This window comes from Sphingobacterium corticis (assembly GCF_042684745.1).
Lineage (GTDB): Bacteria > Bacteroidota > Bacteroidia > Sphingobacteriales > Sphingobacteriaceae > Sphingobacterium > Sphingobacterium corticis.
Genome location: NZ_JBHUMA010000003.1, coordinates 67,789 through 92,150 on the forward strand (window position 1 = coordinate 67,789; position 24,362 = coordinate 92,150).

A 24,362-nucleotide genomic window follows, 5' to 3' on the forward strand; every position below is an offset into this window, starting at 1 on the left:
CTGATTTGAAGAAAAAGAATATTGCCATTTTAGGCGCTACCGGAAGTATTGGAACGCAAGCGTTGGAGGTAGTTGATGCTTTCCCAGATCGCTTTAAAATAAGTGTACTTTCCGGTGGGAAAAATGTGGACTTATTAGTGCAACAAGCGCTGCGTTATCAACCCAAATATGTGGTTATTGCTGATCACCAGCAACTGCAACAAGTTAAATCACAACTCGCCAAATTGAATGTTCAGGTATTGACTGGCGAAGAAGGGTTGTTGGAAGTTGTTCAAGATCCAGAAATTGATTTAGTTTTAAACGCTATTGTTGGCTCCGCCGGATTAGGACCGACTTGCAAAGCGATCGAATGTGGCAAGGATATCGCATTGGCAAACAAGGAAACCTTGGTGGTGGCGGGCGAATTGGTGATGGGATTGGTGAAGAGACACGGCGTCAAAATGCTTCCCGTTGATTCTGAGCATTCGGCTATTTTTCAATGCTTGGTCGGCGAGGAGATGAATCCAATTGAAAAAATCTATCTCACCGCTTCTGGTGGTCCGTTTCGAGGCAAAGGTCGCGATTTCTTAGCTACAGTGACGAAAGCGCAAGCGCTGAAACATCCGAACTGGAGCATGGGCGCTAAAATCACCATTGACTCCGCATCGCTAATGAACAAAGGTTTGGAAGTGATAGAAGCGAAATGGTTATTTGATTTGCGTGCCGACCAAATTGATGTGGTGGTGCATCCGCAATCGATTATTCATTCCATGGTGCAATTCGAGGATGGATCCATCAAAGCACAACTTGGACTTCCAGATATGAAATTGCCTATCCAATATGCGATGACTTATCCGGAGCGTGCCGCCAACCAATTTGAGCGATTTGATTTCGCAAAATATGGATGTTTAGATTTTCATAAGCCGGATTTGGAAACCTTTCGTAACTTGCAGCTGGCATACAGCGCTATGGAACAGGGAGGCAATCAGCCTTGCGTATTGAATGCAGCCAATGAAGTAGTGGTTGCTGCTTTTTTGGAGGATCGTGTTTCCTTTTTAGGAATGAGCGATGTGATTGAAAAAACGCTGTCTATCATTGGTAAACAAGTGCTCAGCTCGCTGGACGATTATCTGCAATGTGATCAAGAAGCTCGGCGCGTTGCGCAGACTTTTTTGCAATAATTGTCGTTTATATTGCTGTGTAGAAATGTATGACCTCGGAGAGGTTTTAATGAATAAATGATTTTATATTTTCAATGGGTATTTTAATAATGATCGGGCAGGTTCTTTTAGGACTGTCTTTATTAATCGTTTTGCATGAATTGGGGCATTTTTTGGCCGCGAGAGCATTCGGTATTAAAGTAGAAAAATTTTACTTGTTTTTCGATGCTTGGGGTGTTAAGCTTTTCAAATTTAATCACAAAGGTGTTGAATATGGAATCGGTTGGTTGCCATTAGGTGGTTACGTGAAGATTGCCGGAATGGTTGATGAATCCATGGATACCGAGCAATTGAAAGAAGAACCGAAACCCTGGGAATTTCGATCAAAGCCTGCCTGGCAGCGTCTGATTGTGATGTTGGGTGGAATTATTGTGAATGTTATCGTTGGCGTTTTTGTATTCTGGATGCTGACCTTCAGCTATGGCGTAACCGATTATGATAATACCAAATTGACGGATGGCGTTGTGCCCGGAATTGTTGGAAAAGCGGTAGGCATTGAGGCGGGAGATCGGATTATTAAAGTTAACGGTGTAGTTCCTCAAAACTTCCAGCAAGATGTTTTGAATACGGATGTGCTTTTCGGCGGTGCAACGCTCACTTTGGAGCGCAACGGCGCGATGGTCGATTTGCAAATGCCTGCCGATATGGGTAATATGGTAGCTGAACATAAACGAAATGAGTTTGTGCAACCACGCATTCGTATTACTTCCGTTGCGCAAATAGTTCCAGATAATCCAGCTGCGAAAATGAATTTTCAAGTTGGAGATAGTATCGTGAGCGTGAACCAACAAGCGGTTCAATTCCAAGATCAGGTTTCCAGCATATTGACTTCTCAGTCTAACAAACCGGTAGAAATCGGTGTGATTCGCGATGGACAGCCGCTAACTTTAACGGGAACAGTTTCTAACGAAGGTACAATTGGGGTTGGATATGATATGAGTAAGATCAATTTGCCTATTGTAACCTACAAATACGGCTTTTTGGAAGCATTTCCTTTGGGAGCAAGTAAGGCGTTTGGCGTCATCACGGATAATATCAAGGGTTTTGGGAAAATATTCAGCGGCGACCTTAAAGCAGATAAAGCCTTATCCGGGCCGGTTGGTATTGCAACCATGTTTGGAACGGAAGTAGATTGGGCTCGCTTTTGGAGTTTGGTCGGATTGATTTCGATGGCATTAGCCTTTATGAATTTATTGCCGATTCCGGCGCTGGATGGTGGTCATGTGGTATTTTTATTAATAGAAATGATTCAAGGTAAACCTTTGAGCGACACGTTTTTGGAGCGTGCGCAAATGGTTGGTTTCTTCATTCTAGTGGCACTAATGATCTTCGTTTTCGGAAACGATATTTTCAAGCTTGTGCAATAGCGCATTCAACATATTTTCTGTAGAATAAAAAAGTCCCGCAATCAAATTTTTATTGATGCGGGACTTTTTTCTATAGCTGGAGATTATTCCGAATCTTCCAATAAATCCGGTCGACGTTCCAATGTGCGTTTAAGCTGTTGTTCGTGTCTCCACGCAGCGATCTTCGCTTCATTTCCACTCAATAGAATATCCGGTACTTGATGTCCCCGCCATTCCGCAGGCCGCGAGTAAATTGGCGCATCCAACAAACCATCTTGGAAGGAATCCGATAGCGCGGAGGTTTCATCAGAAAGTACGCCCGGGATAAGACGAATAATGGAATCTACCAAAATAGCCGCAGGCAACTCTCCTCCCGATAATACGTAATCGCCAATCGAAATCTCTCTCGTGACAAATATATCGCGTATGCGTTGATCGATCCCTTTGTAATGTCCGCACAAGATGACGATATTCTCTTTAGAAGAGAATCCATTTGCAATATCCTGATTTAAGGTTTCTCCATCCGGAGTCATGTAAATAACATCGTCGTAATGGCGCTCCGCCATTAATTTCTCAATACAATTCGCAAAAGGTTCGATCTGCATCACCATGCCCGAACCACCACCATAGGGATAATCATCGACAGATTTCTGTTTGTTCGAAGCATAATCGCGCAAATTATGTACGTGTATTTCAGCTAAGCCTTTCTTTTGTGCGCGCTGCAAAATAGAATGCGCAAAAGGACTTTCCAACAAACTAGGGAGAACCGTTATAATATCAAATCGCATGCTGCAAAGGTAGCTGAAAAATGGCATTAACAAAGTAACCTAAGTTTTTGATTTGTTACAAAGCAATCTCTTAAAATCGAAAAAGTAAAACTTTACGATAACTGAATTCAGTGTTCGACATAATTTGGGTCCAGTGTGCAGTTACACGATGTTTTGGCGAAAATTATCCAGTTCATAATGCAGTGATGACTTTTCGACTTTGGTTATCGAAAAGACAGTTTCTTATTTAACATTTTTTTACGAGTTAAAAATTTGTTAAACTTGCACCCTTCTGACTATTAAAACACACAGACTATTACACTATGAAGCAAAAAGTATTGAGCTTGCTTTTGCTATGTTTTATCTTTACGGGTACAGCATGGGCACAAAGTAATCGTATTACTGGTAGAGTAACAGCAGCTAGTGATGGAAAGCCCATTAGTGGCGCTTCCGTCAACGTTGTTGGTGGTTCTGCCACGCAAACCAACGATCAAGGATCATTCACTATCGACGCCGCAGCTGATGCTGTATTACGTTTTTCCTACTTGGGATTTGATTCACAGAATGTATCCGTAAACGGCCGAGCGGTTGTCAATGTTGAACTGACCTCTCGCGGCGAAGAAATCGAAGAAGTTGTCGTTCAAGTTCCTTATGGAACGATTCGTAGAACCGCCTTTACAGGTTCTGAGTCAACAATTTCTTCGAAGAATTTTGAGCGTCAACAAGTTTCTTCTTTTACTCGAGCATTAGAAGGTGTTGCTCCAGGCGTGCAATCCACCAATGGAGGCGGTGCGCCAGGAACTAGCACGGATGTGCGTATTCGCGGTATTGGATCTATCAATGCGAATTCTAGTCCGCTATATGTGGTCGATGGCGTTCCTTATGTAGGTTCAGCCGTATCTATTTCTCCGGATGATATTGAAAGTGCTACGGTTTTAAAAGATGCTGCGGCGACTGCATTATACGGTGCTCGAGCGGCAAATGGCGTAATCATGATTAAAACCAAAAGCGGAACGAATCGTGATCCAGAATTGACTTTGACCGCGCGTACCGGATTCACAAACCGTGCTATCCCAGAATATGACCGTGTTGATATCCCACAATATTACGAGGGTATGTGGCAAGCTACATATAATCGTATTTTGAGAACTCGTGATGAAAACGAGCAATTTCCTACTCCAGAAGCAGCTGGACAAGCAGCTTCGAATAACTTAATTGCAGGTGTTGTTTACAATGCTACAGATCAAGCAAATAATCAGGTTGTGTTACCAAACGGAACATTTAATCCGGCAGCACGAATCCTATATCAAGATGATTGGCAACGCGAACTGTTTGCACCAGCATTCCGTCAGGATTATAATTTAAACGTGCGTGGTGGTTCGGATAAAAGTGATTATTACGTTTCGATGGGTTATTTAAATGAACCTGGTTATGTAAAATTCACAGGATACGAGCGTTTTACTGGTCGTGTAAATGTAAACACAAAGGTTAAAGATTGGTTGCGTTTGGGCTTGAATACAGATGGAGCTCTAGGTTACCAACAAAATATGTCGAGCGGTGGTACGTCAACGACAAATCCATTCTATTATACACGTATTATGGGGCCTATTTATCCGATTTGGCAACGCGAGAACGATGGTGCTTTCGTTATCGATCCACGTACTGGAGAACGCGCTTTAGATTGGGGTGTTCCATCTCAAATGGGTGCTCGTCCTTATGCAGGTAACTCCAACTTAGTTGGTTCATTAGCCCTCGATGAACGTTCGGGAAAAACAGGCAATTTAAACTTTAACACGTATTTGGAGGCGGATATTACAAAAGACATCTCTTTCAAAACAACATTGGGTGGTAACTATTTCAACCGCTTAGGTATTGATTTTCAAAATCCTGAATTTGGCGACGCGGCAAATGTCGCTGGTCGTTCTACGCAAACTCAAATGCGTGCTTTGACATACACATTCAATCAAGTGTTGACGTACGATAAGAACTTTGGAGACGATCATTATTTGAATGCATTAGTCGGTCACGAGAACTACAAAAGTACAAACAACTTTAACCTAGCTACGCGCACAGGATTTCCCTTTCCAGGCAATCCACAACTAGCGCCTGGGGCAACCTTAGAAGGAGCGACGTCGTACGAGGATTATCACCGCATCGAAGGTTATTTCGCACAAGTTGCCTATAGCTACAAAGAGCGTTATTTATTGTCAGGATCAGTTCGTCGTGATGGTACTTCGCGGTTCTTTCCTGGAGCAGCTGGCGAGTCGACCAATCAATGGGGTACATTTTATTCCGTAGGTGCAGGATGGCGTATTTCCAACGAAGATTTTATGCAAGATGTTAGTTGGGTAAATGATCTGAAATTAAGAACGAGTTACGGTGAACAAGGTAATGAAGGTGTTCAACGTACGCGTTCTTCTGATGAAGGAGACTCTGAAAACCCGATGAATGGCAACATCGATAATTACTATGCTTGGCAAAGTTTGTACGATTTCGGTTGGAACAATGCGAACCTTCCTGGAGTATTGTTAGGGAGTTTGCCAAACAGCGGTTTGACTTGGGAGAAAAACAGAAACTTCAACGTTGGTTTAGATTTTAGATTATTTGATAACCGTTTGGATGGTAGCGTAGAATGGTACCATAGGGAATCTTCCAACTTATTGTTCAACGTTCCTTTAGCGCTATCGACTGGTGGCTTAGCTACCGGTGGTGCCTCCGTATGGCGAAATGTTGGAACGATGTATAACCGCGGTATCGAATTGCAATTGGGATATAACGCTATTCGCAACGGAGAGTTCAACTGGAGAGTTGATCTAAACTTGAGCCATTACAAAAATAAAATTACACGTTTAGCAGAGGGAAATCGCGCTAACGGTATTGTCAGTGGTACAAAACGTCTTTATGAGGGTTCCGACGTTTATCAGTTTTATTTGAGAGATTACGCAGGTGTTGATGCTGCTACAGGTGACGCACTTTGGTATAGAGATGTTATTGGTGCAGATGGTGTCGCTACCGGAGAGCGTGAAACAACTACCGATGTGAATCAAGCAACATTGTATGAGCAAGGTTCTGCGATTCCTGATTTATACGGTGGCATCACCAATTCATTTGCCTATAAGGGTTTCGAATTATCTGTTTTGGTAACTTCTCAATTAGGAGGTAAGTTTTACGATGGTAACTACGCTGCTTTGATGCATCAAGGAAGCTACGGATCCGCATGGCATACTGATATTTTACATGCATGGACCCAACCTGGCGATATTACGGATGTTCCTCGTTTGCAAAATGCGATTGATGCAAGTGCAGCAGGAAACTCACAGTCCAACCGTTTCTTATTCGATGCATCTTACGTAAATATCAAGAACATCACATTGGGTTACAACTTCCCGCAACAATGGGTGGAAAATACAGGCTTATCACGTCTTCGGGTATTTGCGAACGTCGACAATGCCTTCTTGTTCACTTCTCGCAAGGGAATGGATCCACAACGTTCATTCGGAGGAACTTCTGATTTTACGTTTCCAGCAATGAGAAACTTTACTTTTGGTGTAACCATAGGTTTATAAAAAGAAAGACATGATTAGAAATAACAAATATATATACTCCTTGATTCTTGCTGTGTCGTTAGCGATGGTAGGTTGCAACAAGGATTATCTTAAAACTGAACCAACATCTAGTGTGCCCGAGGAAGAGGTTTTTGTAGACACGGATGGTGCAATGGTGGTCTTGAATGGCGTTTACCGCAGTATGTACAATTCCCTGACCAATCACGGGAATTTCGGTCAAAAATCGTATGACTTAGTTTCCGATTTGATGGGCGAGGACATGGTTGTGCACACGCAAGGATATTCTTGGTTCAATACAGATTATAACTATTCAGGATTAAGCAATATTAGAAGCGGACAACGTCCTGATCGCACTTGGTTCTATTATTATAGAATTATCGGAAACTTGAATCGTATTCTTTCTCGTTTAGATGATTTGGAAGGCGAAGCCGAAGATAAAGAAAACATTCGCGGCATGTCGTTGGCTTTGCGTGCGCATTCTTACTATTATTTAGTAAATTTCTTCGGCCACGGTGGATTGCAAGGTCCTGGTGTTCCAATTTATACGGAGCCAACCGAAGAAGGAAAAGCAAGAGCAACTATTGCCGAAGTATATGCTCAAATCTTTCAAGATTTGGAGGAAGCGGAAACTTTGTTAGATGGGAAAACGAGAATTCACCGTTCGCATATCAATTTAGCGACAGCTTTGGGTATTCATGCTAGAGCAGCTTTACAATATGGTGCTTTGGATCCATCGTTTTACAATGTTGCTCTGGATATGTCGCAACGTGCGATTACTTCAAGTGCGCTGAGCTTGATGGATTCCACACAATATAATGCGTCAGGCTTCAATACGTTAACTGCTCCAGAATGGATGTGGGGAACTGAAGTGATTGTTGATCAATCAACGATTTTCGCGTCCTTTTACTCACACATGGACAATCGTCCTGCCGCGGGAGGCTATGCTGCTCTTGGTGGTCAGAAGAAAATCACTAAGTCCTTGTATGATCGCATTCCAGCAGGAGATGTACGCAAAACCTTATTCGCTGATGTAGCAAGTTCTAGCTTGCCAATATACAGTCAATTAAAGTTTCAATTACGTCAAGCGGGTAATTGGGCGTCTGATTATTTATTTATGCGGCTGAGTGAAATGTATCTGATCAAAGCAGAAGCAGAAGCGCGCACTGGCGCGGCTGCAGCAGCTACCCAAACGTTGCAATCATTAGTTTCGAAGCGATATGCTGCTTACGACGCAACGACTTTCGTTGGTGGAGCTTTGTTGAACGAAATTCTATTGCAACGTAAGATCGAATTATGGGGTGAAGGTTTTGCATTGTTGGACGTTAAACGTCTTGGTCGTGGGTTAAACCGTCCTGCTGGACCGGGCAATCACGGAGGCGATAATCTGAACGGAAATGACGGTAGTAATTTTGCGCCAAATGTTTTAACACTACCAGCGAATTCCAATAAATTTTTGTTTGCTATCCCAGAAGATGAGATCAATACGAATAATGCATTAACTGTTGCTGATCAAAATCCGGTTGAAGCAACTCCGGAAGGCGAAGACGCAGTAGACTCTGATGACGGCTCGGAATAAATAATAGTATTTTTAATTTACAAGAAGCGTCGCTGGCCAAACGGTCAGCGACGCTTTTTTATGTATACTACAATATATTACCTATTTGCGATATCGCAATACAAATTCATTTGCAAAAACGTTTTACTGATTACAAATGCTGACTTTTTATTTCTTTGAAGTGTTTTATGTTAACTATTGTTTATTAAGGTGTAGCACCAGAAGTGCAAATATTTTTTAATTCGGAGGGAATAGAGAATTGTTTTTTTGAAGTATTTACGAGGTTGTCTTAGATAAATTCATAATACCGACGAATTATATCTTTACATTCTGCAAATCTGGATGCAAAAGTGGAAAATTCTTGTTTTCTCTTTACAAAAATAGGATGGTAAGAAAAAAATGTAAATTTATTTTTATAACATATTTACATAAAAGTGGTTTCAAAATTTTCAAATAGCGAAAAATAGCTGATGAAAAACTACTGCGGGAGACATATTTGCAATAAATGTTCCAAAGTCGAGTATTTACAACGTTTTAACATTTTTTTGCATTGTCAAATATTAATTCTATTATTGGCCAATATTAACTAAACACACACACTTATGAAAAAACAATTACTCAGTTTTTTTGTGCTTTGTACCCTATTTATTGGGATAGCGAATGCACAAAATCGAACCGTAACTGGTAAAGTGACATCTGTGTCAGGCGGAGATCCGCTGGGCTCTGTTACCGTCACAGTCGTTGGGTCAACGACATCCACTCAGACAAACGGAAGTGGAAATTATTCCGTCAATGTAACAAATGGTTCTGTCTTGCGCTTTTCTCTTATTGGTCATACGTCTCAGACAGTTACTGTTGGTGATCGTAGTGTAATTAATGTTCAGCTTGCGGGTGAAGATGAAGCCATTGAAGAAGTCGTGGTTACAGCACAAGGGATCCAACGCACTGCCAAATCAATTGGATACGCTACGCAACGCGTAGGCGGAGACGACCTAGTTCAGAAATCAGAAACTAACGTACTAAACTCTATGCAAGGTAAAGTAGCCGGTGTCAATATCTCAAGTTCATCGGGTCAGCCAGGATCTTCTACAAATATCAACATCCGTGGTGTCACGTCATTTGGTGGTAATAACCAACCCCTAATCGTAGTAGATGGTATTATCTTTAGTAATGATACGGATAATAGCCAAAACACTTTGTTTGGTTCGCAACCTTCTAACCGTTTGAATGATATTCCACCAGATAACATTGAGTCTATTTCTGTATTGAAAGGTCCTGCAGCATCTGCGCTTTATGGCTCACGTGCGTCTGCTGGGGTTTTGATGATTACGACCAAAACTGGAAAAGGTTTGCGTGGAAAGACTGAAGTAACCTTAAATTCATCGGCTAACTTTCAGAATGTAGCATATTTGCCAAAGTACCAAACTCAATACGGACAAGGAGCAAATAATATTTACAATAACCAAAGTACAAACTCTTGGGGACCTGCATTCGGTACGATGGATGAGGTGATCCAAGGAGGTACTGGGTTAACAGTTCCTTATCAAGCTTATCCAAACAACATTCGTGATTTCTACAACACAGGTGCATTCTATCAGAACTCTGTAAATCTCGCAGGTGGTGATGAGAAGAGTAACTTTGCAGCAGGTTTATCAAGTACTATCCAAAATGGTATCGTACCTACATCAAAATACAACAGGCATACTGCTAATGTAGGTGGAAACCGCGTTTTGAATAATGGAATTTCTATTGGCGGAACGCTCACTTATTCCAAAACCAGCCAGCGCGGAGCTACAATGGGCAACGGAGGTAGTGCTTTTGGACAGATTACACGTGTACCGGTCTCTTACGACTTAAATGGTACACCACTTCTAAATGCTGCAGGAGAGCGTCAGTATTTTCTTCCTGGTCAAAACAGTCCATTATGGAGTGTTGAGAATGAATTCTTTGAATCAGACGTGGATCGCGTATTTGGTAATTTGAATATTGGTTATGATATAAGCGATTGGTTAAATGTAAGCTACCGTGTAACAGGAGATACGTATTTTGATCAACGTAGACAAGTCTTACGAATTGGTGCCGCTCGCGCTCCGCTTGGTGCGATTGATGCCGATAACCGTTTCCGTTCTGAATTAAATGGAGATTTGATGATCACAGCTAAGCAAGAAGATATTTTTGTAGATGGATTAAATGCGACATTATTATTAGGTCAGAATCTTAACAGCAGAGACTCTCGCGAATCTGGCGTTGTGTCTAGTGGTTTATCCATGTTCGGATTTGACAACGTCGCTAACGCTTCTGTATTTACAGGTTCTTATTCTAATCGTTTCCGTAGAAGATTAGTTGGACATTATGCGCAGTTAAGTTTAGGCTACAATGACTATTTGTTTTTAGAATTGACAGGCCGTGCAGATAAATCATCTACATTACCAACTAGCAACAATACTTATTTCTATCCATCGGCTTCGTTGAGTTTTGTCCCAACTACGGCATGGGAGAGTCTACGTTCAGATGTATTGTCTTATTGGAAAGTGCGCGCTAATGCCGCTCGTGTAGGTCGTGACGCAGATCCTTACTTGCTTACGACACTTTATAGTATCAGCTCATTTGGTAACAATACTGCCAGTATTCAATTTCCATTGAACGTTGGCGGATCCAGTATCCCTGGTTTTGCAATCGGTAGCCGTATTGGTAACCCGAATTTGAAACCTGAGTTTGTATCTTCATTCGAAGTGGGTACACAGTTTGGTTTATTTAATAACCGTATTGACCTAGACTTTACTTACTTCAGTACACGTAGTTCGAGCCAAATCTTTAATGTGGCAGTTGCTAACTCATCTGGTTTCAATACGCGTACTTCCAATATTGGAGAAATGACCAACCGTGGTATTGAGGTATTGTTAAGCGGTTATCCGATTCGTAATGCCAACTTTAGCTGGAATATGAATGTGAACTTTACTCGTATTCGAAATAATGTTTATTCTATCTTTGGCGATGAACCGGTTGGAGGCTCTGAATTGACTAGTAGTGTAATTCCAGGTATTAACTCTTTCACTGGTATAGCACCTTCTATCGCAGAAGGATATCCTTATGGAGTAATTGTAGGTACGCAAACTCCTAGAAATGAAAATGGCGATCTTTTGATTAACCCAGCTACTGGATTATTTCAACCAGGAATCGGAAACCGTGTTGTTGCCAATCCTCAGAAAGACTATACATTGGGTTTCTCGAATACATTTACTTACAAAGGTGTTAGTTTGATGGCATTAGTTGATATTCAAAAAGGTGGTCAGCTTTTTTCATTCACCCAAGTGGATATGCGTTCTGCAGGTCATATTGACCTGACGGGTGTTGATCGTACTCAACCAAGGATTCTTCCTGGTGTGATCGAAGTTAAAGATGGAAGCGGAAATGTAACAGGCTATAGACCAAACGATATTCAAATATCAGCTCAATCTTACTGGGCAGGTTTGGGAGGTATCGCTTCAGAAGCGGCAGTATTTGATGCAACCTCATACCGTCTTAGAGAATTGGCCATTAATTACAGTTTGCCAGCAAGAGTGTTAGAAAATTCACCATTTGGCCAAGTTTCCTTTGGGTTCAGCGGTCGTAACTTATTTATGTTCGCTCCAGGTTTCCCAGGAGACCCTGAGGTCAATACTCAAGGTGCAGGAAATGTACAAGGCTTGGACTTAAATGGTGTGCCTACTACTAGAAACTATGGATTTAATATTCGGGCTTCATTCTAATCTGAAAACACATGAAAATTATAACACATAAAATATTTAAGCTATCGCTTGTCGCTTTAGCGTTATCGGCGACATCCTGCAGTGATTTTTTGGATGTCAATGATACTCCAAATAATCCTCTAGAAGTTCCGGCTGCTACACTTTTACCAGTGGGGCTTTCTGGAACAGCATTTGCAAATTCGAATGAATTGAACCGTTTTGCTTCCACGATCATGAGTGTTACCGCTGGTGTCTCTGGGAGTCCGGCCTCCTACGATATTTACGAGATCAATGGCGGTGGTTTTGGCAATCAATGGTCTTTTGAGATCTATGGTGGAGCATTGATCAACTACAAAAAAATGGTTGAAGAAGCCGATAAAGCCAATAGCCCCGTATACGCTGGAGTTGGTAAAATAATGATGGCTTTCACCTTTGCGATGGCAACTGATGCATGGGGTGATGTTCCCTATTCTGAAGCTCTTTTAGGAGATATGGAAGTCACTACACCTCGAATTGATACGCAACGCGATATTTATCTTGGAAATGAAGCTCAAGGTATTCAAAGTTTGTTTGATTTAGTAAGAGAAGGTCTTGCAGATCTTGATAAGGAGAGTGTCTTAACCATTGGAAGTGGTGATATCGTGTACGGTGGAAATTTAGCAAAATGGAAGCGTGCGGGTAACTCATTGTTGTTACGTTTGGCGATGCAAATCAGTGCCATAGAACCCCAAATAGCTAAACAAGTTATTGACGAGGTTGTTGCACGTAACAATTATATCAATGCTAATGATCAAAACTTGGCGGTTCGATTCGGAGGTCAAGTAGGTAGTCAAGCTCCTTTATGGACGCTGACTAGAAACTCTTCTTTTCAGAATGAGCTCATGATCAGTACTAGATTTGTTAATAAACTTCAAGGACTTAATGATCCTCGTTTGCCTTTGTATATCACTCGTCCATCAAGTAACTATGTCACAATAGATAATGGTTTTAGAGGAACACCGCCAGCAGTTGCAACAAGATCAGTGTATAATAATTATGCGATTGGAGTCGGAGGCGAGGGACCGGTTAGATTATTGACGAATGCCCAAACAGCATTCATCTTAGCGGAAGCTGTAGTTCGTTTTGGAGTGGCAGGTAATGCATCTGAACTATATCAAAGAGGTATTCGTGCCTCTATGCAGGATGCAGGTGTAGCAACGGCTGATATCGACGCTTATTTCGTGGCTAATCCAACCATTGTTACATTAGCAGGTTCTACTGAACAACGTATCGAGCAAATTATCAATCAAAAATATATTGCGTTATTCTCAAATGGATTGGAGCAGTGGAATGATTGGAGAAGAACTGGTTACCCGACATTATCGGAACACCAAAATGCTCAAGGTATTGATGGTACTAGACCGGTACGATTGATTTACTTATTTACAGAACAACAACGTAATCCAAACTTCCCACAAGGCAGTGCAGCACCGCAGTCCAATGTGCCAGTATGGTGGGATGCAAACTAATTAGAAAGATTTGAATATGAGAAATTTAATCATAACACTTACGGCTCTTTTGGTAATTATGATGAGTTCGTGCGAAAAAGACTATACGGAGTTTTATTCTGATAATAGGCCGGAGATTCCTGTTACATTTGACGGTGCTACGACCCATGGTTTCAATCCATACATTATTGTACCAATTAACGATGGAAATATTAGCTTCACGCTATCTATACCTGAGAGTTCTGGTAGAACGATCACTTCGATTACTCGCGTAAGTGGTGGTGCGACAAGTATAAATGCAGGCGGCGTGCGTGCGGCGACCTACATCGCTTCACCAATTCCTGGGAATGGCACAAAGGCAACTTTCACTACGACCATTGCCGAGTTTCGCTCTAAAAATGCAGCGAATAATACGTTGATACAGAGTTTTATCAATAGTACTACTGCTACTCAAGTAGAGATAGCATTTATGTTTTTAGTAACATTAGACAATGGTCAAGAGATAATTCCTGTACAGACTCGTGTCTGGGTTCGAAAATAACTCTATTTGTGCATCAATCAGTCATTTAGACTGATTGATGCTATGATTTTCAAGAGCTGATTTCTGAAGAGATCAGCTTTTTTATTGTATTATTTTTCCTAGTGATGAATGCTTAGCCTTATTGAAGCGAAATTCGTACGTGCATTGTGTTATCATGCGTTGGTGCAGTTGTTTGCTAAACCTTATACATTAGATAACGGTGCATCGAAAGGAATTCCACTTCGTTTGCAAGCGGAAACAAATCAAGACAATAATAACATTCCTTCAAGCACCGTTGCAGAAATCTACACACAAATCTTAGCAGATTTAAATGATGCAGAACAAGGTTTGGTGGAAGAGCAAGGTACGAATAATACGATCCGTGCGCATAAAAACACTGCTATCGCGTTGAAAACGCGTGTTTTGTTAGCGATGGGACGTTATGAAGATGTGATCACAGAAGGAAACAAAATTGTTTCCGCTGCAGCACCGTTTTCTGCTCCGACAGGAGTAAACCATGCGCTACAGGGAAATGTTGTTAACGTTTTCAGAACATATAACACGACAGAAAGTATTCTTTCTTTCCCAATGGCGGAAATCAATCCTCCGGGAACTCAAAACCAATTGGGTTTTTGCTACAATCAAGGTTCGGGTAACATGGAATATACGTTGAATGCAGCTGGTGCGGGAATTTTTGCAAATACAACAGCTTGGCCGGCAACCGACGCTCGTAGAGCAAGTTTAACAGCTGATCAAACGAATGGTTCGCTGAAGCTTTTAACAAAATGGGCCGGCGTTTCTCCTTTTATTGATTGGGTTCCTGTAATTCGTTATTCGGAAATTTTGTTAAATGTGGCTGAAGCGGAAGCGGAAGCTGGTAGTTTGACACGCGCTACGGCTTTATTGCAAGCTGTTCGTAGTCGTTCCGATGCTGGTTACACTTTTACTGGATTAACAACTAGCGAAAGTGTAGTTAATGCTATATTATTGGAAAGACGTATTGAGTTATTGGGAGAAGGATTTAGAGTTCCAGATTTGCAACGACGCAATGATCCGATTAATTCGGTTGGTGCTGGTGAATCTGTTCCGGTAACGGATAGTCGTTACGTGTTTCCTATTCCGACAGCAGAAAGATCGTCTAACAACGAAATCTAAGCAACTAGCTTAAATAACAATTAAAAGCAAACGGGCGTTGAAATTTCAACGCCCGTTTTTGTTTTATCAACCTTTCTCAAACCGATAATGGCTGATCTATCCACTATCTTCCCGCAAAATCCTCACCAACCAAAAAAGCGGTAGCAGAATCCAATTCTGCTACCGCTTTTAAACTTTTATTGAAGCTTTCTTATCCTTTGATCATCGCAACGAAATCATCGAATAGATAGCGAGAATCGTGTGGGCCTGGAGAAGATTCTGGGTGATATTGTACCGAGAATGCTTTCTTGCCTTTCACACGGATTCCTTCGATGGAATCGTCGTTCAAGTTGATGTGTGTTACTTCGATATTGTCAGAGTTCTCAATGTCTTCACGAATCACACCGAAACCATGGTTTTGAGAAGTAATCTCACATTTGTCAGCAATGATGTTTTTAACCGGGTGATTGATTCCACGGTGACCGTTGTGCATTTTCTCTGTACGGATGCCGTTTGCCAAAGCTAAGATTTGATGACCTAAGCAAATTCCGAACATCGGTTTATCTGCCGCCAACACTTCTTTCACGGTATTGATCGCGTAATCCATTGCAGAAGGATCGCCAGGACCATTGGAGATAAAGTATCCATCTGCGCCCCAAGCTTCCATCTCTTGGAAAGATGTTTTAGCAGGGAATACTTTAGCATACACCTGACGTGCGTCGAAGTTGCGCAAAATATTTTTCTTGATACCTAAATCCAATACAGCGATGCGTGTTGAAGCTTCCTCGTCACCGTAGTAGTAAGGCTCTTTTGTCGTTACTAAAGAAGACAATTCCAAACCAGCCATCGAAGGAACGTCCGAAAGTTGTTTCAACAATTCTTCCACATTCAAGTTTTCCGAAGAAATGATCGCATTCATTGCACCTTTATCGCGAATATAACGAACCAAAGAGCGTGTGTCAATGTCCGAAATACCAACTAGATTTTCTTCTTCGAAATAGTTTTGAATCGAACCATCTGCCATTTTACGGCTGTAATTCACGTTGTAGTTTTTACAAACTAAACCAGCGATTTGGATTTTTTTAGATTCGGTATCATCCTCATCTACACCATAATTACCTATATGTGCATTGGTCGTTACCATGATTTGCGCATAATAAGAAGGGTCTGTAAAAATCTCCTGGTATCCAGTTGTACCGGTGTTAAAACAGATCTCGCCAGTGGTAGTTCCAATTTTTCCGGCAGCCTTTCCGTGGAAAACGGTGCCATCTTCCAGTACTAGTACCGCGGGTAATTTGCTGTAGTTGGTCATTGTTGTATAAAATAACTATGGTTAAACACTATTTAATTTCCTCTTTCGCTTTGCCTTGCATACATAAAAAAAGCCCAAATGGGCCGCAAATTAATTTAGTATGTAATCAATGAAAATCATTGATGTGAAGGCGTCAGACAGATAGAGGTTTTCTTTCATTTACTGGGATACAAAGGTATGTAGAAATTTATAAACTTTAAAATCCATATTCTAATTTTTTGAAAAGTTCGGTTGCTCGCAATAGAGCAACCAAACTTTATGATTTATAGATCAGTTTCAAACTTACTCTTTCTCGAAGAATGTAGGTTGATCGAGTTTAATCGCGATACGATATGCGGCATTTACCAAACCTACGTGGCTATAAGCTTGTGGGAAATTTCCCCATTGACTGCCGTCACCTTCGCTTACATCTTCCGCAAACAACATCAAATGGTTGCTATATTGCATCAACTTCTCGAAAATATCCTTTGCTTCGTCGACGCGACCAACGCAAGCCAAAGCTTCTACGTACCAAAATGCACAAACTAGGAAAGTTGATTTCGGCTTGCCAAAGTCATCTTTATGTAGGTAGCGATAAAACAATCCATTCTCGCCTTTTAATTCCTTTTCGAGAATTTCCAAATGCTTTTTCGCCTTTTCGCTCGCCGGATCCAGGTAATTCATCATGATAAGCTGCAAGGTGCTGGCATCCAAATTCTCACTGCCGATCGCATTGGTGTACACTTCGTTTTCTTCGTCGAAACAACCTTCAATATGTTCAGCAGCCCTGTTTTTTAACTTTCTAGCTTCTTCTGCAATATCATCGAAACCATAAATCCGAGCAATTTTTAGTGCGGCGGTACTTCCTGCCCATTGGAATAGGTTGGAATAACAATGGCGTTGCTCGAAATTTCGGAATTCCCAAATTCCAGCATCCAACTCATCGATTGTAGCACCAATTTTCTCCAAAATAAAGGTCGTCCATTCGCGAACATTGATTTGCAATTCGTGGTTGAATCGGCTGTCCGTTAAAAGTGGCAACAAGGCAATCAATGCCTGACCGTAGACATCGTTCTGGATATGCTCGTGCGCTTGATTTCCGATGCGGACAGGTTGGTTCCCTAAATATCCGTCCAAATAGTCTAACGTGCTTTCAGTTAATTTATGTTGACCAAAAATACCGTACAAAGGTTGCAGCCGGTCCATATCCATGTGCGTAATATTAGCAATGTAGGAAGCATATTTCTCCATCTCCTCAAATTGTCCAATATGACTCAATGCGGTAAGCACATAATAACTATCGCGCAACCAGCAATAGCGGTAATCCCAGTTTCTTCCCGATCCCGGATGTTCCGGCAAGCTCGTCGTGCTTGCTGCGATAATTGCTCCGGTGTCTTCGTATTGATGCAGTTTCAAAACCAGCGCGGAGCGAATCACTTCCTTTTGATAAAAAGTAGGAATGGAAGCTTTCTTAATCCATTTCTGCCAATATTGCTGTGTACGTGTTTGAAATTCTTCTGCAGTTCGCTCAATCGGCGCCTCAAACGGACTTCCATAAGTTAGAATCAAATAAACCGTTTGATTCAATAGAAATGGAACTTCATTCTCGAAAAAATGGCTAATCGGCATATTGGTCGCCAATCGCAAATTCGTTTCCTCCGAATGATATTGTACATGATTGCTACCTCGATCTTTTTTGAACGTTTGCTTTCCGTAATCGTATGTAGGTTCGCATTTGACGCGGATTTTTGGATGCCCAGAAAGCGGTTCGACCTTTCTAATCAGCATTAGCGGTTTGTAATAACGCTCGTATTGCTCAAAACGAGGTGCGAAATCAGTAATGCGATATGCTCCGTCCTCGCTATGGATTTCCGTGCATAAGATATTGGTATTATCTACATAGTATTGGCGACTTTGGGTGATTTCACTCGTTGGTCGAATCGAGAATTCTCCGCCCTTATTGTCATCTAATAGGGAACCGAAAATGAAAGAATCTTCGAAAGATGGCCAACACAGCCAATTCACATTCGTGTCCTTTCCAATGTGCGCGATGTAGGAACAATTTCCTATTATACCGCTTTCGTAACGATGCTTTTGCGACATATAATGCTTTTTCTTATGTTAATGATTTTAAGACTGGTGGATTGATTTATTTGCTAAATCCGCTATAGAATGTAATAGGCGAATAGCATCTTGTTGACTGTCGACATAATATTTCGCGGCGGACTTTTTACTGCCTACTTTCACAGAAACCGTTTTCTCGGTAGGAAGTTCCAAAAACATATCCTCATCGGTGGCATCATCGCCCATGGCGAAAACAAAATCAGGCTGTAATTTATCAACAATACTAATGGCCGCTTTTCCTTTGTTAACTTCGCTGTTTTTTACTTCAATCACCTTATCGCCGTACAACAATTGTAAACCATGGTGCGGAATTAAATAACGCAAACTATCCATTAATTCTTGCGCGCGTAATCGACCTAAACCGGATTGCACCTTGCGGTAATGCCATGCCATCGAATATTCCTTTTCTTCCACCGCCGAACCTGCTGTTCGGTTGGTAATTTTATTCATAATCCGTTTTACAGCAGGTTTCCAACGGTCGGAAAGGTTTGATTTGCTTCGCCAAGCTTCGCCGGGAAGCTTCTTCCAAACACCATGCTCTCCAACTAGTGTATAACCTTTGTCACCAAACCATTTTTCCAAGGTCTGATGTGGACGACCACTGATGATACACACGGTGTTATTGGGGTCATTATGTAAGGTGTCCAATAGTGCATAAACTTCCTCCGTTGGAACGGCCTTGTCCGCTTCGTTGTGAAAGTCAATAAGCGTTCCGTCGTAATCTAGAAAGAAGATGCGTTTCTGACTTTTTCGATAACCTTCGGTAATTCCTTCGCTATGTTCAGGCTGAATTTTACGCGCAAACTCCTTTTTCTGTTGAATTTTGATTTCACGCATTCGAGCGAAGAATATTTCAACCCAATGGTGAATATTGAATTTTTTGACTAATTCAAAGTTCGCGGACATGCGGTTGAGTTTTTCCTCCTCCGACATGTGCAACGCAAAATGCAATGCGTGGCTGATTTGATCCATAGAATTTGGATTAACATGCACAGCATCAATCAGCTCTTTCGCCGCGCCAGCTAATTCACTTAGCACCAAAACACCAGAAGTCTCTTCCTTGCTGGCAATGTACTCCTTGCTCACTAAGTTCATTCCATCGCGAATCGACGTAATTAAACAAACATCCGCCGCAACATATAACGACGAAAGTTCTTCGACAGGGTAGGAGTTGTAGAAATAGGCGATTGGCGTCCAATCCGTAGAACCATATACCGAGTTGATATTTCCAACACGACGATCAATCTCGTCGCGTAGTTTTTTATATTGTTTCACCTTATCACGCGAAGGAACCACGAGCATATAAAGAACTACCTGTTCGCGCAATTCAGGATAATTTTTGAGCAATTCCTCAAAAGCTTTGATCCGTTGAATAATACCTTTGCTATAATCCAATCGATCGATTGAAAGGATGATTTTTCGCTGCTTGAAATACTGTTTGATTTCAGTAGCGCGTTCTTTTACCGCCGCGTCTTTCGATAAAGTGTTGAATTTGTCGAAATCAATGCCCATCGGATAAACCTCCACATAAGCGCTTCGACCACGGATTTGCAAATAATTATTTCGAATCGGAATATTCAATATATGCGTACAGGCATCAAGAAAGTGCTGTGCATCATTAAACGTATGAAACGCGATTAAATCTGCTCCCAAAATACCTAAAAGCAATTCGTTTCTCCAGGGGATGCTACGAAAAACTTCGTCCGGTGGGAACGGAATATGCTGAAAATACCCAATCGACAATTTTTCATTCTGTCTTCGCAGAATGTTGGGCAACAACATCAATTGATAATCATGCACCCAAACGGTATCTTCTGGTTCTAGGTATTCGCGAACAATTTGTCCAAATTTTTCATTGGCTTGTACATACGTTGCCCAGTTATCGGAATCGTACACCGCATAACTTGGACTATAATGACAAATGGGCCATAATACTTCATTAGAAAAGCTTTCATAGTAACCCAAAATTTCTTCTTCAGTAAGGAAAACCGGAACCAAATTGAGCTCGCGAAGTTCATCGGTGATAAATGATTTCTCTTCTTCGTTTTCCGGAATAATGCCCGGCCATCCGACCCAGATATTATTTCCCTCGTTATAAATAGATCCCAAGCCGGTGGCCAATCCGCCTTCGCTTGGACTAATAACCAATCCGCTTTCCTTGCGTTCAATTTTTACAGGTAACCTGTTGGATACGATAATGACTTTATTGCTGTTTTTTGGACTCATGCTAGATGGTGTTGACCTCGACTCTTTGGGTGTTGGAACGCACTTACTTGGCGCCGAGTCAGTGTTGTATTGACACTTAGTATAACCGTAAGTTACCGAATTTGTTTGGTGAATGTGGGTCGAAAAAAATATTTTATTGAAAATGATGTTATTCCGGAAATAACTTTATATTTGTTCTATAATGTTGAACAATAGCACATATCAATTATGGTGGTGGCCTGAGGCAGAAAGCGTCGGGAAGCATAACTATTGGTGTGTATAACATAAAAATATACCCTATTTAGAAGAGGCCCGACACAGATGTCGGGCCTCTTTTTTGTATCATCATACGTAGTCAGAATATTGCATTTATGAAGTATAATTTTAAAACGAATTACAAACAGATATTGGCGGATACGACCACGCCCGTCAGTATCTATTTGCGGTTGCGCGATGTGTTTCCAAATAGCTTATTGTTGGAAAGTTCGGAATACCAAAGCCGCGATAACAACATCAGTTATATTTGTTGCCAACCGATCGCCGGCATTGTGCTTAATCGGGAAGGTTTGCATATCAATTACCCTAATCAACCCAAAGAAACCAAAGCGCTCCATCCAATCAACCTCAAGCAAGAAGTTTCTGCGTTCCGCGATGCGTTTGAATCGGAGGCGCCAGCCGACATCAACTTGATATCAAACGGTTTGTTTGGTTATTTTTCTTTCGAAGCGGTTGAGCATTATGAGGACATTAAGCTTACGGTGGAAAAAGATGCAAAACGCGATATTCCACCCATGCAATATCATGTATATAAATACGTAATCGCTATCGATCATTTCCGAAATCAGCTTTTCCTTTTTGAGAACTTACTGGCGGATGAGCAGTCGGATTTAGATCGGATGGAATACATTATTCAAAACCGCAATTTCCCAGAATACGACTTCAAAAAGCAAGCTGCAGAAACCTCTAATATGACGGACGATCAGTTTCGTGATTTGGTTAAAACCATGAAACAACATATCCAACGCGGTGATGTCTTTCAGATCGTGCCTTCGCGCGCTTTCTCGGTTGGGTTTTCGGGCGACGAATTCAACGTTTACCGCGCTTTGCGATCTGTAAATCCTTCGCCTTATCTGTTCCATTTCGATTATGGTGATTTCAAAATTTTCGGTTCGTCGCCAGAAGCACAGTTAACGATTCGCAAGGGCGAAGCAACGATTTATCCGATCGCAGGTACGTTCAAACGCACGGGCGATATGGAATTGGACGAAAAGATCGCGGAGCAATTGAAGGAAGATCCCAAAGAATCTGCGGAGCACGTGATGCTGGTTGATTTGGCACGAAATGATTTGAGTCGTCATTGCACGGATGTGCAGGTAAAATCCTACAAGGAAGCACAATATTATTCACATATCATCCATTTAGTTTCCAAAGTTTCCGGCAAGTTGCATGCAGATTCCAATCCGTTCGATGTAGTTGGTGATACATTTCCCGCCGGAACATTATCTGGCGCACCAAAACACATGGCGCTAACGCTAATCGATCGTTATGAAGGTTTGCAACGCTCCTTTTATTCCGGTGCGATCGGATTTATGGGATTCAATGGCGATTTTAACCACGCCATAATGATTCGTTCTTTTTTGAGCAAAGGCAATGTGTTGCATTATCAGGCAGGTGCAGGAATTGTATTGGATTCCGATCCGGAAAGTGAACTACAAGAAGTAAATAATAAAATTGCGGCATTGCGTCGCGCGTTAGATTTAGCAGAAACATTATGATCAGACCATTAGAATACTGCGAAAACAAAGATCATGTGATGGATTCTTTGCAAACCATTGAACAACGTATTGCGGAGTTAGTGGAATTAAAAATAGTCTACATGGCTAAAGCTGCCGTTTTAGGCTCAGAAATCGAAAACGAAACACCAGAAACTACTTTGCAATATGCGCAATAATAAAATTTTAGTCATTGATAATTACGATTCCTTCACCTACAATTTGGTGCATTTGTTGCAGGAATTAGGGCGCGAATATGAGGTAGTCAGAAACGATAAGTTTACATTGGACGATGTGGAGCAATACGATAACCTGTTACTATCGCCTGGTCCCGGGATTCCAAGCGAAGCTGGATTATTGATGGATGTGATTCGTCGTTACGGAGCCAGCAAACGGATTTTGGGCATTTGTTTGGGACAACAAGCTATTGCCGAGGTTTATGGCGGTACTTTGTTTAACATGAAAAAGCCGTTGCACGGCGTAGCTACCGGCATTGAGGTCGTGGATTCGGAAGAACGGTTGTTCCAAAACTTTCCTGCTGATTCGCAGATCGGACGCTACCATTCCTGGGCAGTTTCGCCAGAAAATCTTCCAGATTGTTTGAAAGTGACCGCTGTGGATAAAGATGGAATCATCATGGCGCTATCGCACAAAGAATACGATGTGCGCGGTATGCAGTTTCATCCGGAATCCATTTTAACGGATAACGGTCGACAACTTATTGCGAATTGGCTTTCCTAATTTTTAATAGAAAAACATGACGATTTTAGATACGATTATAGCAAGAAAAAAAGTAGAAGTTGCCGATGCTAAAGCAAAAGTTTCCGAAGAAGAGTTGCAACAATATCCACTATTCGGAAGAACCTGTTATCGTTTGCGCGATTTTATATTGGATGACAAAAAAACCGGAATTATTGCCGAATTTAAAAGAGCTTCTCCTTCGAAAGGATTGATCAATGGCGATGTGACGGTGCAAGAAGTAGTTTCAGGCTACCAAACGGCTGGCGCATCGGCTATTTCAGTTTTAACAGATTCAGATTTCTTCCAAGGATCATTGGACGATTTAACCGCGGCGCGCGAAGTATTGCAAATTCCGCTTCTCCGCAAAGAATTTATTGTGGATGCTTATCAAATTACCGAAGCAAAAGCTTACGGCGCAGATATCATTCTTTTGATTGCTGCCTGTTTGACGGAGGAAGAAATCAAAACTTTGTCAACGTACGCGCACTCGTTGGGTTTGAGCGTTTTGCTGGAGGTACATAATCAGGAAGAATTAGAGCGTAGCCTGTTTGATACCATCGATGCAATCGGCGTAAACAATCGTAATCTGAAAGATTTTTCGGTTTCCCTAGATCATTCTTACTATTTGGTTTCGCGAATTCCGGATCAATATATTAAGGTTTCGGAAAGCGGAATTTCTGATCCACAAACGATCAAAGCATTGCAAAAAGTAGGTTTCTCGGGCTTTTTAATTGGCGAAAATTTCATGCGCTCGCCTGATCCATCAACAGCGATTAAAGAATTTGTCCAAACTCTTCAAGCTTAAACGTTTTACCTGATTTTAAAATTTTACGATAATTAGCACGTTATCTTTGTGTTAATGCTTCGCGAGCACGCTAGAATTCCTATCTTTGAAAATAAGGTAAGTTTATGTATCTTAGTGTTTTT

The 24,362-nt window shown here is 41.5% G+C and carries 16 protein-coding genes; 12 read left to right on the plus strand and 4 right to left on the minus strand.

Features of this window, described 5'->3' with window-relative positions; translation table 11 throughout:
- Positions 1-5: 5 nt before the first annotated feature.
- Positions 6-1,160: a 1-deoxy-D-xylulose-5-phosphate reductoisomerase gene (locus ACFSQ3_RS00375; protein WP_380866519.1), complete on the plus strand. Its 1,155-nt coding sequence runs from the start codon at positions 6-8 to the stop codon at positions 1,158-1,160.
- A 74-nt stretch (positions 1,161-1,234) separates the two neighbouring features.
- Positions 1,235-2,566, plus strand: a complete 1,332-nt coding sequence (rseP, locus tag ACFSQ3_RS00380) for an RIP metalloprotease RseP (RefSeq protein WP_380866520.1) — start codon at positions 1,235-1,237, stop codon at positions 2,564-2,566.
- 83 nt (positions 2,567-2,649) lie between these two features.
- Here rseP and trmD read toward each other — a convergent pair whose 3' ends face one another.
- Positions 2,650-3,333, minus strand: coding sequence for a tRNA (guanosine(37)-N1)-methyltransferase TrmD (gene trmD / locus ACFSQ3_RS00385; protein ID WP_380866522.1), 684 nt, complete (start codon positions 3,331-3,333; stop codon positions 2,650-2,652).
- Between the two features lie 302 nt (positions 3,334-3,635).
- Here trmD and ACFSQ3_RS00390 point away from each other — a divergent pair, with 302 nt between their 5' ends.
- From ACFSQ3_RS00390 to ACFSQ3_RS00415, 6 genes are all read left to right on the plus strand, one after another.
- Positions 3,636-6,878 (plus strand): SusC/RagA family TonB-linked outer membrane protein, encoded by a 3,243-nt coding sequence (locus tag ACFSQ3_RS00390; protein ID WP_380866524.1) that lies wholly within the window; start codon positions 3,636-3,638, stop codon positions 6,876-6,878.
- A gap of 10 nt (positions 6,879-6,888) precedes the next feature.
- A complete protein-coding gene (locus ACFSQ3_RS00395; RefSeq protein WP_380866526.1) occupies positions 6,889-8,454 on the plus strand; it encodes a RagB/SusD family nutrient uptake outer membrane protein in 1,566 nt (521 codons plus the stop codon).
- A 581-nt stretch (positions 8,455-9,035) separates the two neighbouring features.
- Complete coding sequence (locus tag ACFSQ3_RS00400; protein ID WP_380866527.1) at positions 9,036-12,182, plus strand: SusC/RagA family TonB-linked outer membrane protein; 3,147 nt, start codon at positions 9,036-9,038, stop codon at positions 12,180-12,182.
- A gap of 11 nt (positions 12,183-12,193) precedes the next feature.
- A complete protein-coding gene (locus ACFSQ3_RS00405) occupies positions 12,194-13,669 on the plus strand; it encodes a SusD/RagB family nutrient-binding outer membrane lipoprotein (RefSeq protein WP_380866529.1) in 1,476 nt (491 codons plus the stop codon).
- A gap of 58 nt (positions 13,670-13,727) precedes the next feature.
- A complete protein-coding gene (locus tag ACFSQ3_RS00410) occupies positions 13,728-14,189 on the plus strand; it encodes a hypothetical protein (RefSeq protein ID WP_380866531.1) in 462 nt (153 codons plus the stop codon).
- A gap of 108 nt (positions 14,190-14,297) precedes the next feature.
- Positions 14,298-15,323 (plus strand): RagB/SusD family nutrient uptake outer membrane protein, encoded by a 1,026-nt coding sequence (locus tag ACFSQ3_RS00415; protein ID WP_380866532.1) that lies wholly within the window; start codon positions 14,298-14,300, stop codon positions 15,321-15,323.
- 190 nt (positions 15,324-15,513) lie between these two features.
- Here ACFSQ3_RS00415 and carA read toward each other — a convergent pair whose 3' ends face one another.
- The 3 genes from carA to ACFSQ3_RS00430 all read right to left on the minus strand — a co-directional run bounded on the left by carA (position 15,514) and on the right by ACFSQ3_RS00430 (position 20,943).
- Complete coding sequence (gene carA / locus ACFSQ3_RS00420; protein WP_380866534.1) at positions 15,514-16,614, minus strand: glutamine-hydrolyzing carbamoyl-phosphate synthase small subunit; 1,101 nt, start codon at positions 16,612-16,614, stop codon at positions 15,514-15,516.
- Positions 16,615-16,896: 282 nt separating this feature from the next.
- Entirely contained in the window at positions 16,897-18,696 is a 1,800-nt protein-coding gene (locus ACFSQ3_RS00425) for a glycoside hydrolase family 15 protein (protein ID WP_380866535.1), read from the minus strand.
- Between the two features lie 27 nt (positions 18,697-18,723).
- Positions 18,724-20,943 carry a bifunctional alpha,alpha-trehalose-phosphate synthase (UDP-forming)/trehalose-phosphatase gene (locus tag ACFSQ3_RS00430; RefSeq protein WP_380866537.1) on the minus strand — a complete coding sequence of 740 codons (2,220 nt, stop codon included), beginning with the start codon at positions 20,941-20,943 and terminating at the stop codon, positions 18,724-18,726.
- 350 nt (positions 20,944-21,293) lie between these two features.
- Between ACFSQ3_RS00430 and ACFSQ3_RS00435 the strand changes: the two genes are divergently transcribed.
- Genes ACFSQ3_RS00435 through trpC form a run of 4 tightly spaced genes read left to right on the plus strand, consistent with a single transcriptional unit; the run spans position 21,294 to position 24,240 of the window.
- Positions 21,294-22,697 (plus strand): anthranilate synthase component I family protein, encoded by a 1,404-nt coding sequence (locus ACFSQ3_RS00435; protein WP_380866539.1) that lies wholly within the window; start codon positions 21,294-21,296, stop codon positions 22,695-22,697.
- Positions 22,694-22,873: a hypothetical protein gene (locus ACFSQ3_RS00440; protein ID WP_380866541.1), complete on the plus strand. Its 180-nt coding sequence runs from the start codon at positions 22,694-22,696 to the stop codon at positions 22,871-22,873. The genes ACFSQ3_RS00435 and ACFSQ3_RS00440 overlap by 4 nt, the downstream gene beginning before the upstream one ends.
- Complete coding sequence (locus ACFSQ3_RS00445; RefSeq protein WP_380866543.1) at positions 22,863-23,435, plus strand: anthranilate synthase component II; 573 nt, start codon at positions 22,863-22,865, stop codon at positions 23,433-23,435. The genes ACFSQ3_RS00440 and ACFSQ3_RS00445 overlap by 11 nt, the downstream gene beginning before the upstream one ends.
- Positions 23,436-23,451: 16 nt before the next feature.
- Complete coding sequence (gene trpC / locus ACFSQ3_RS00450) at positions 23,452-24,240, plus strand: indole-3-glycerol phosphate synthase TrpC (RefSeq protein ID WP_380866544.1); 789 nt, start codon at positions 23,452-23,454, stop codon at positions 24,238-24,240.
- Positions 24,241-24,362 lie beyond the last annotated feature (122 nt).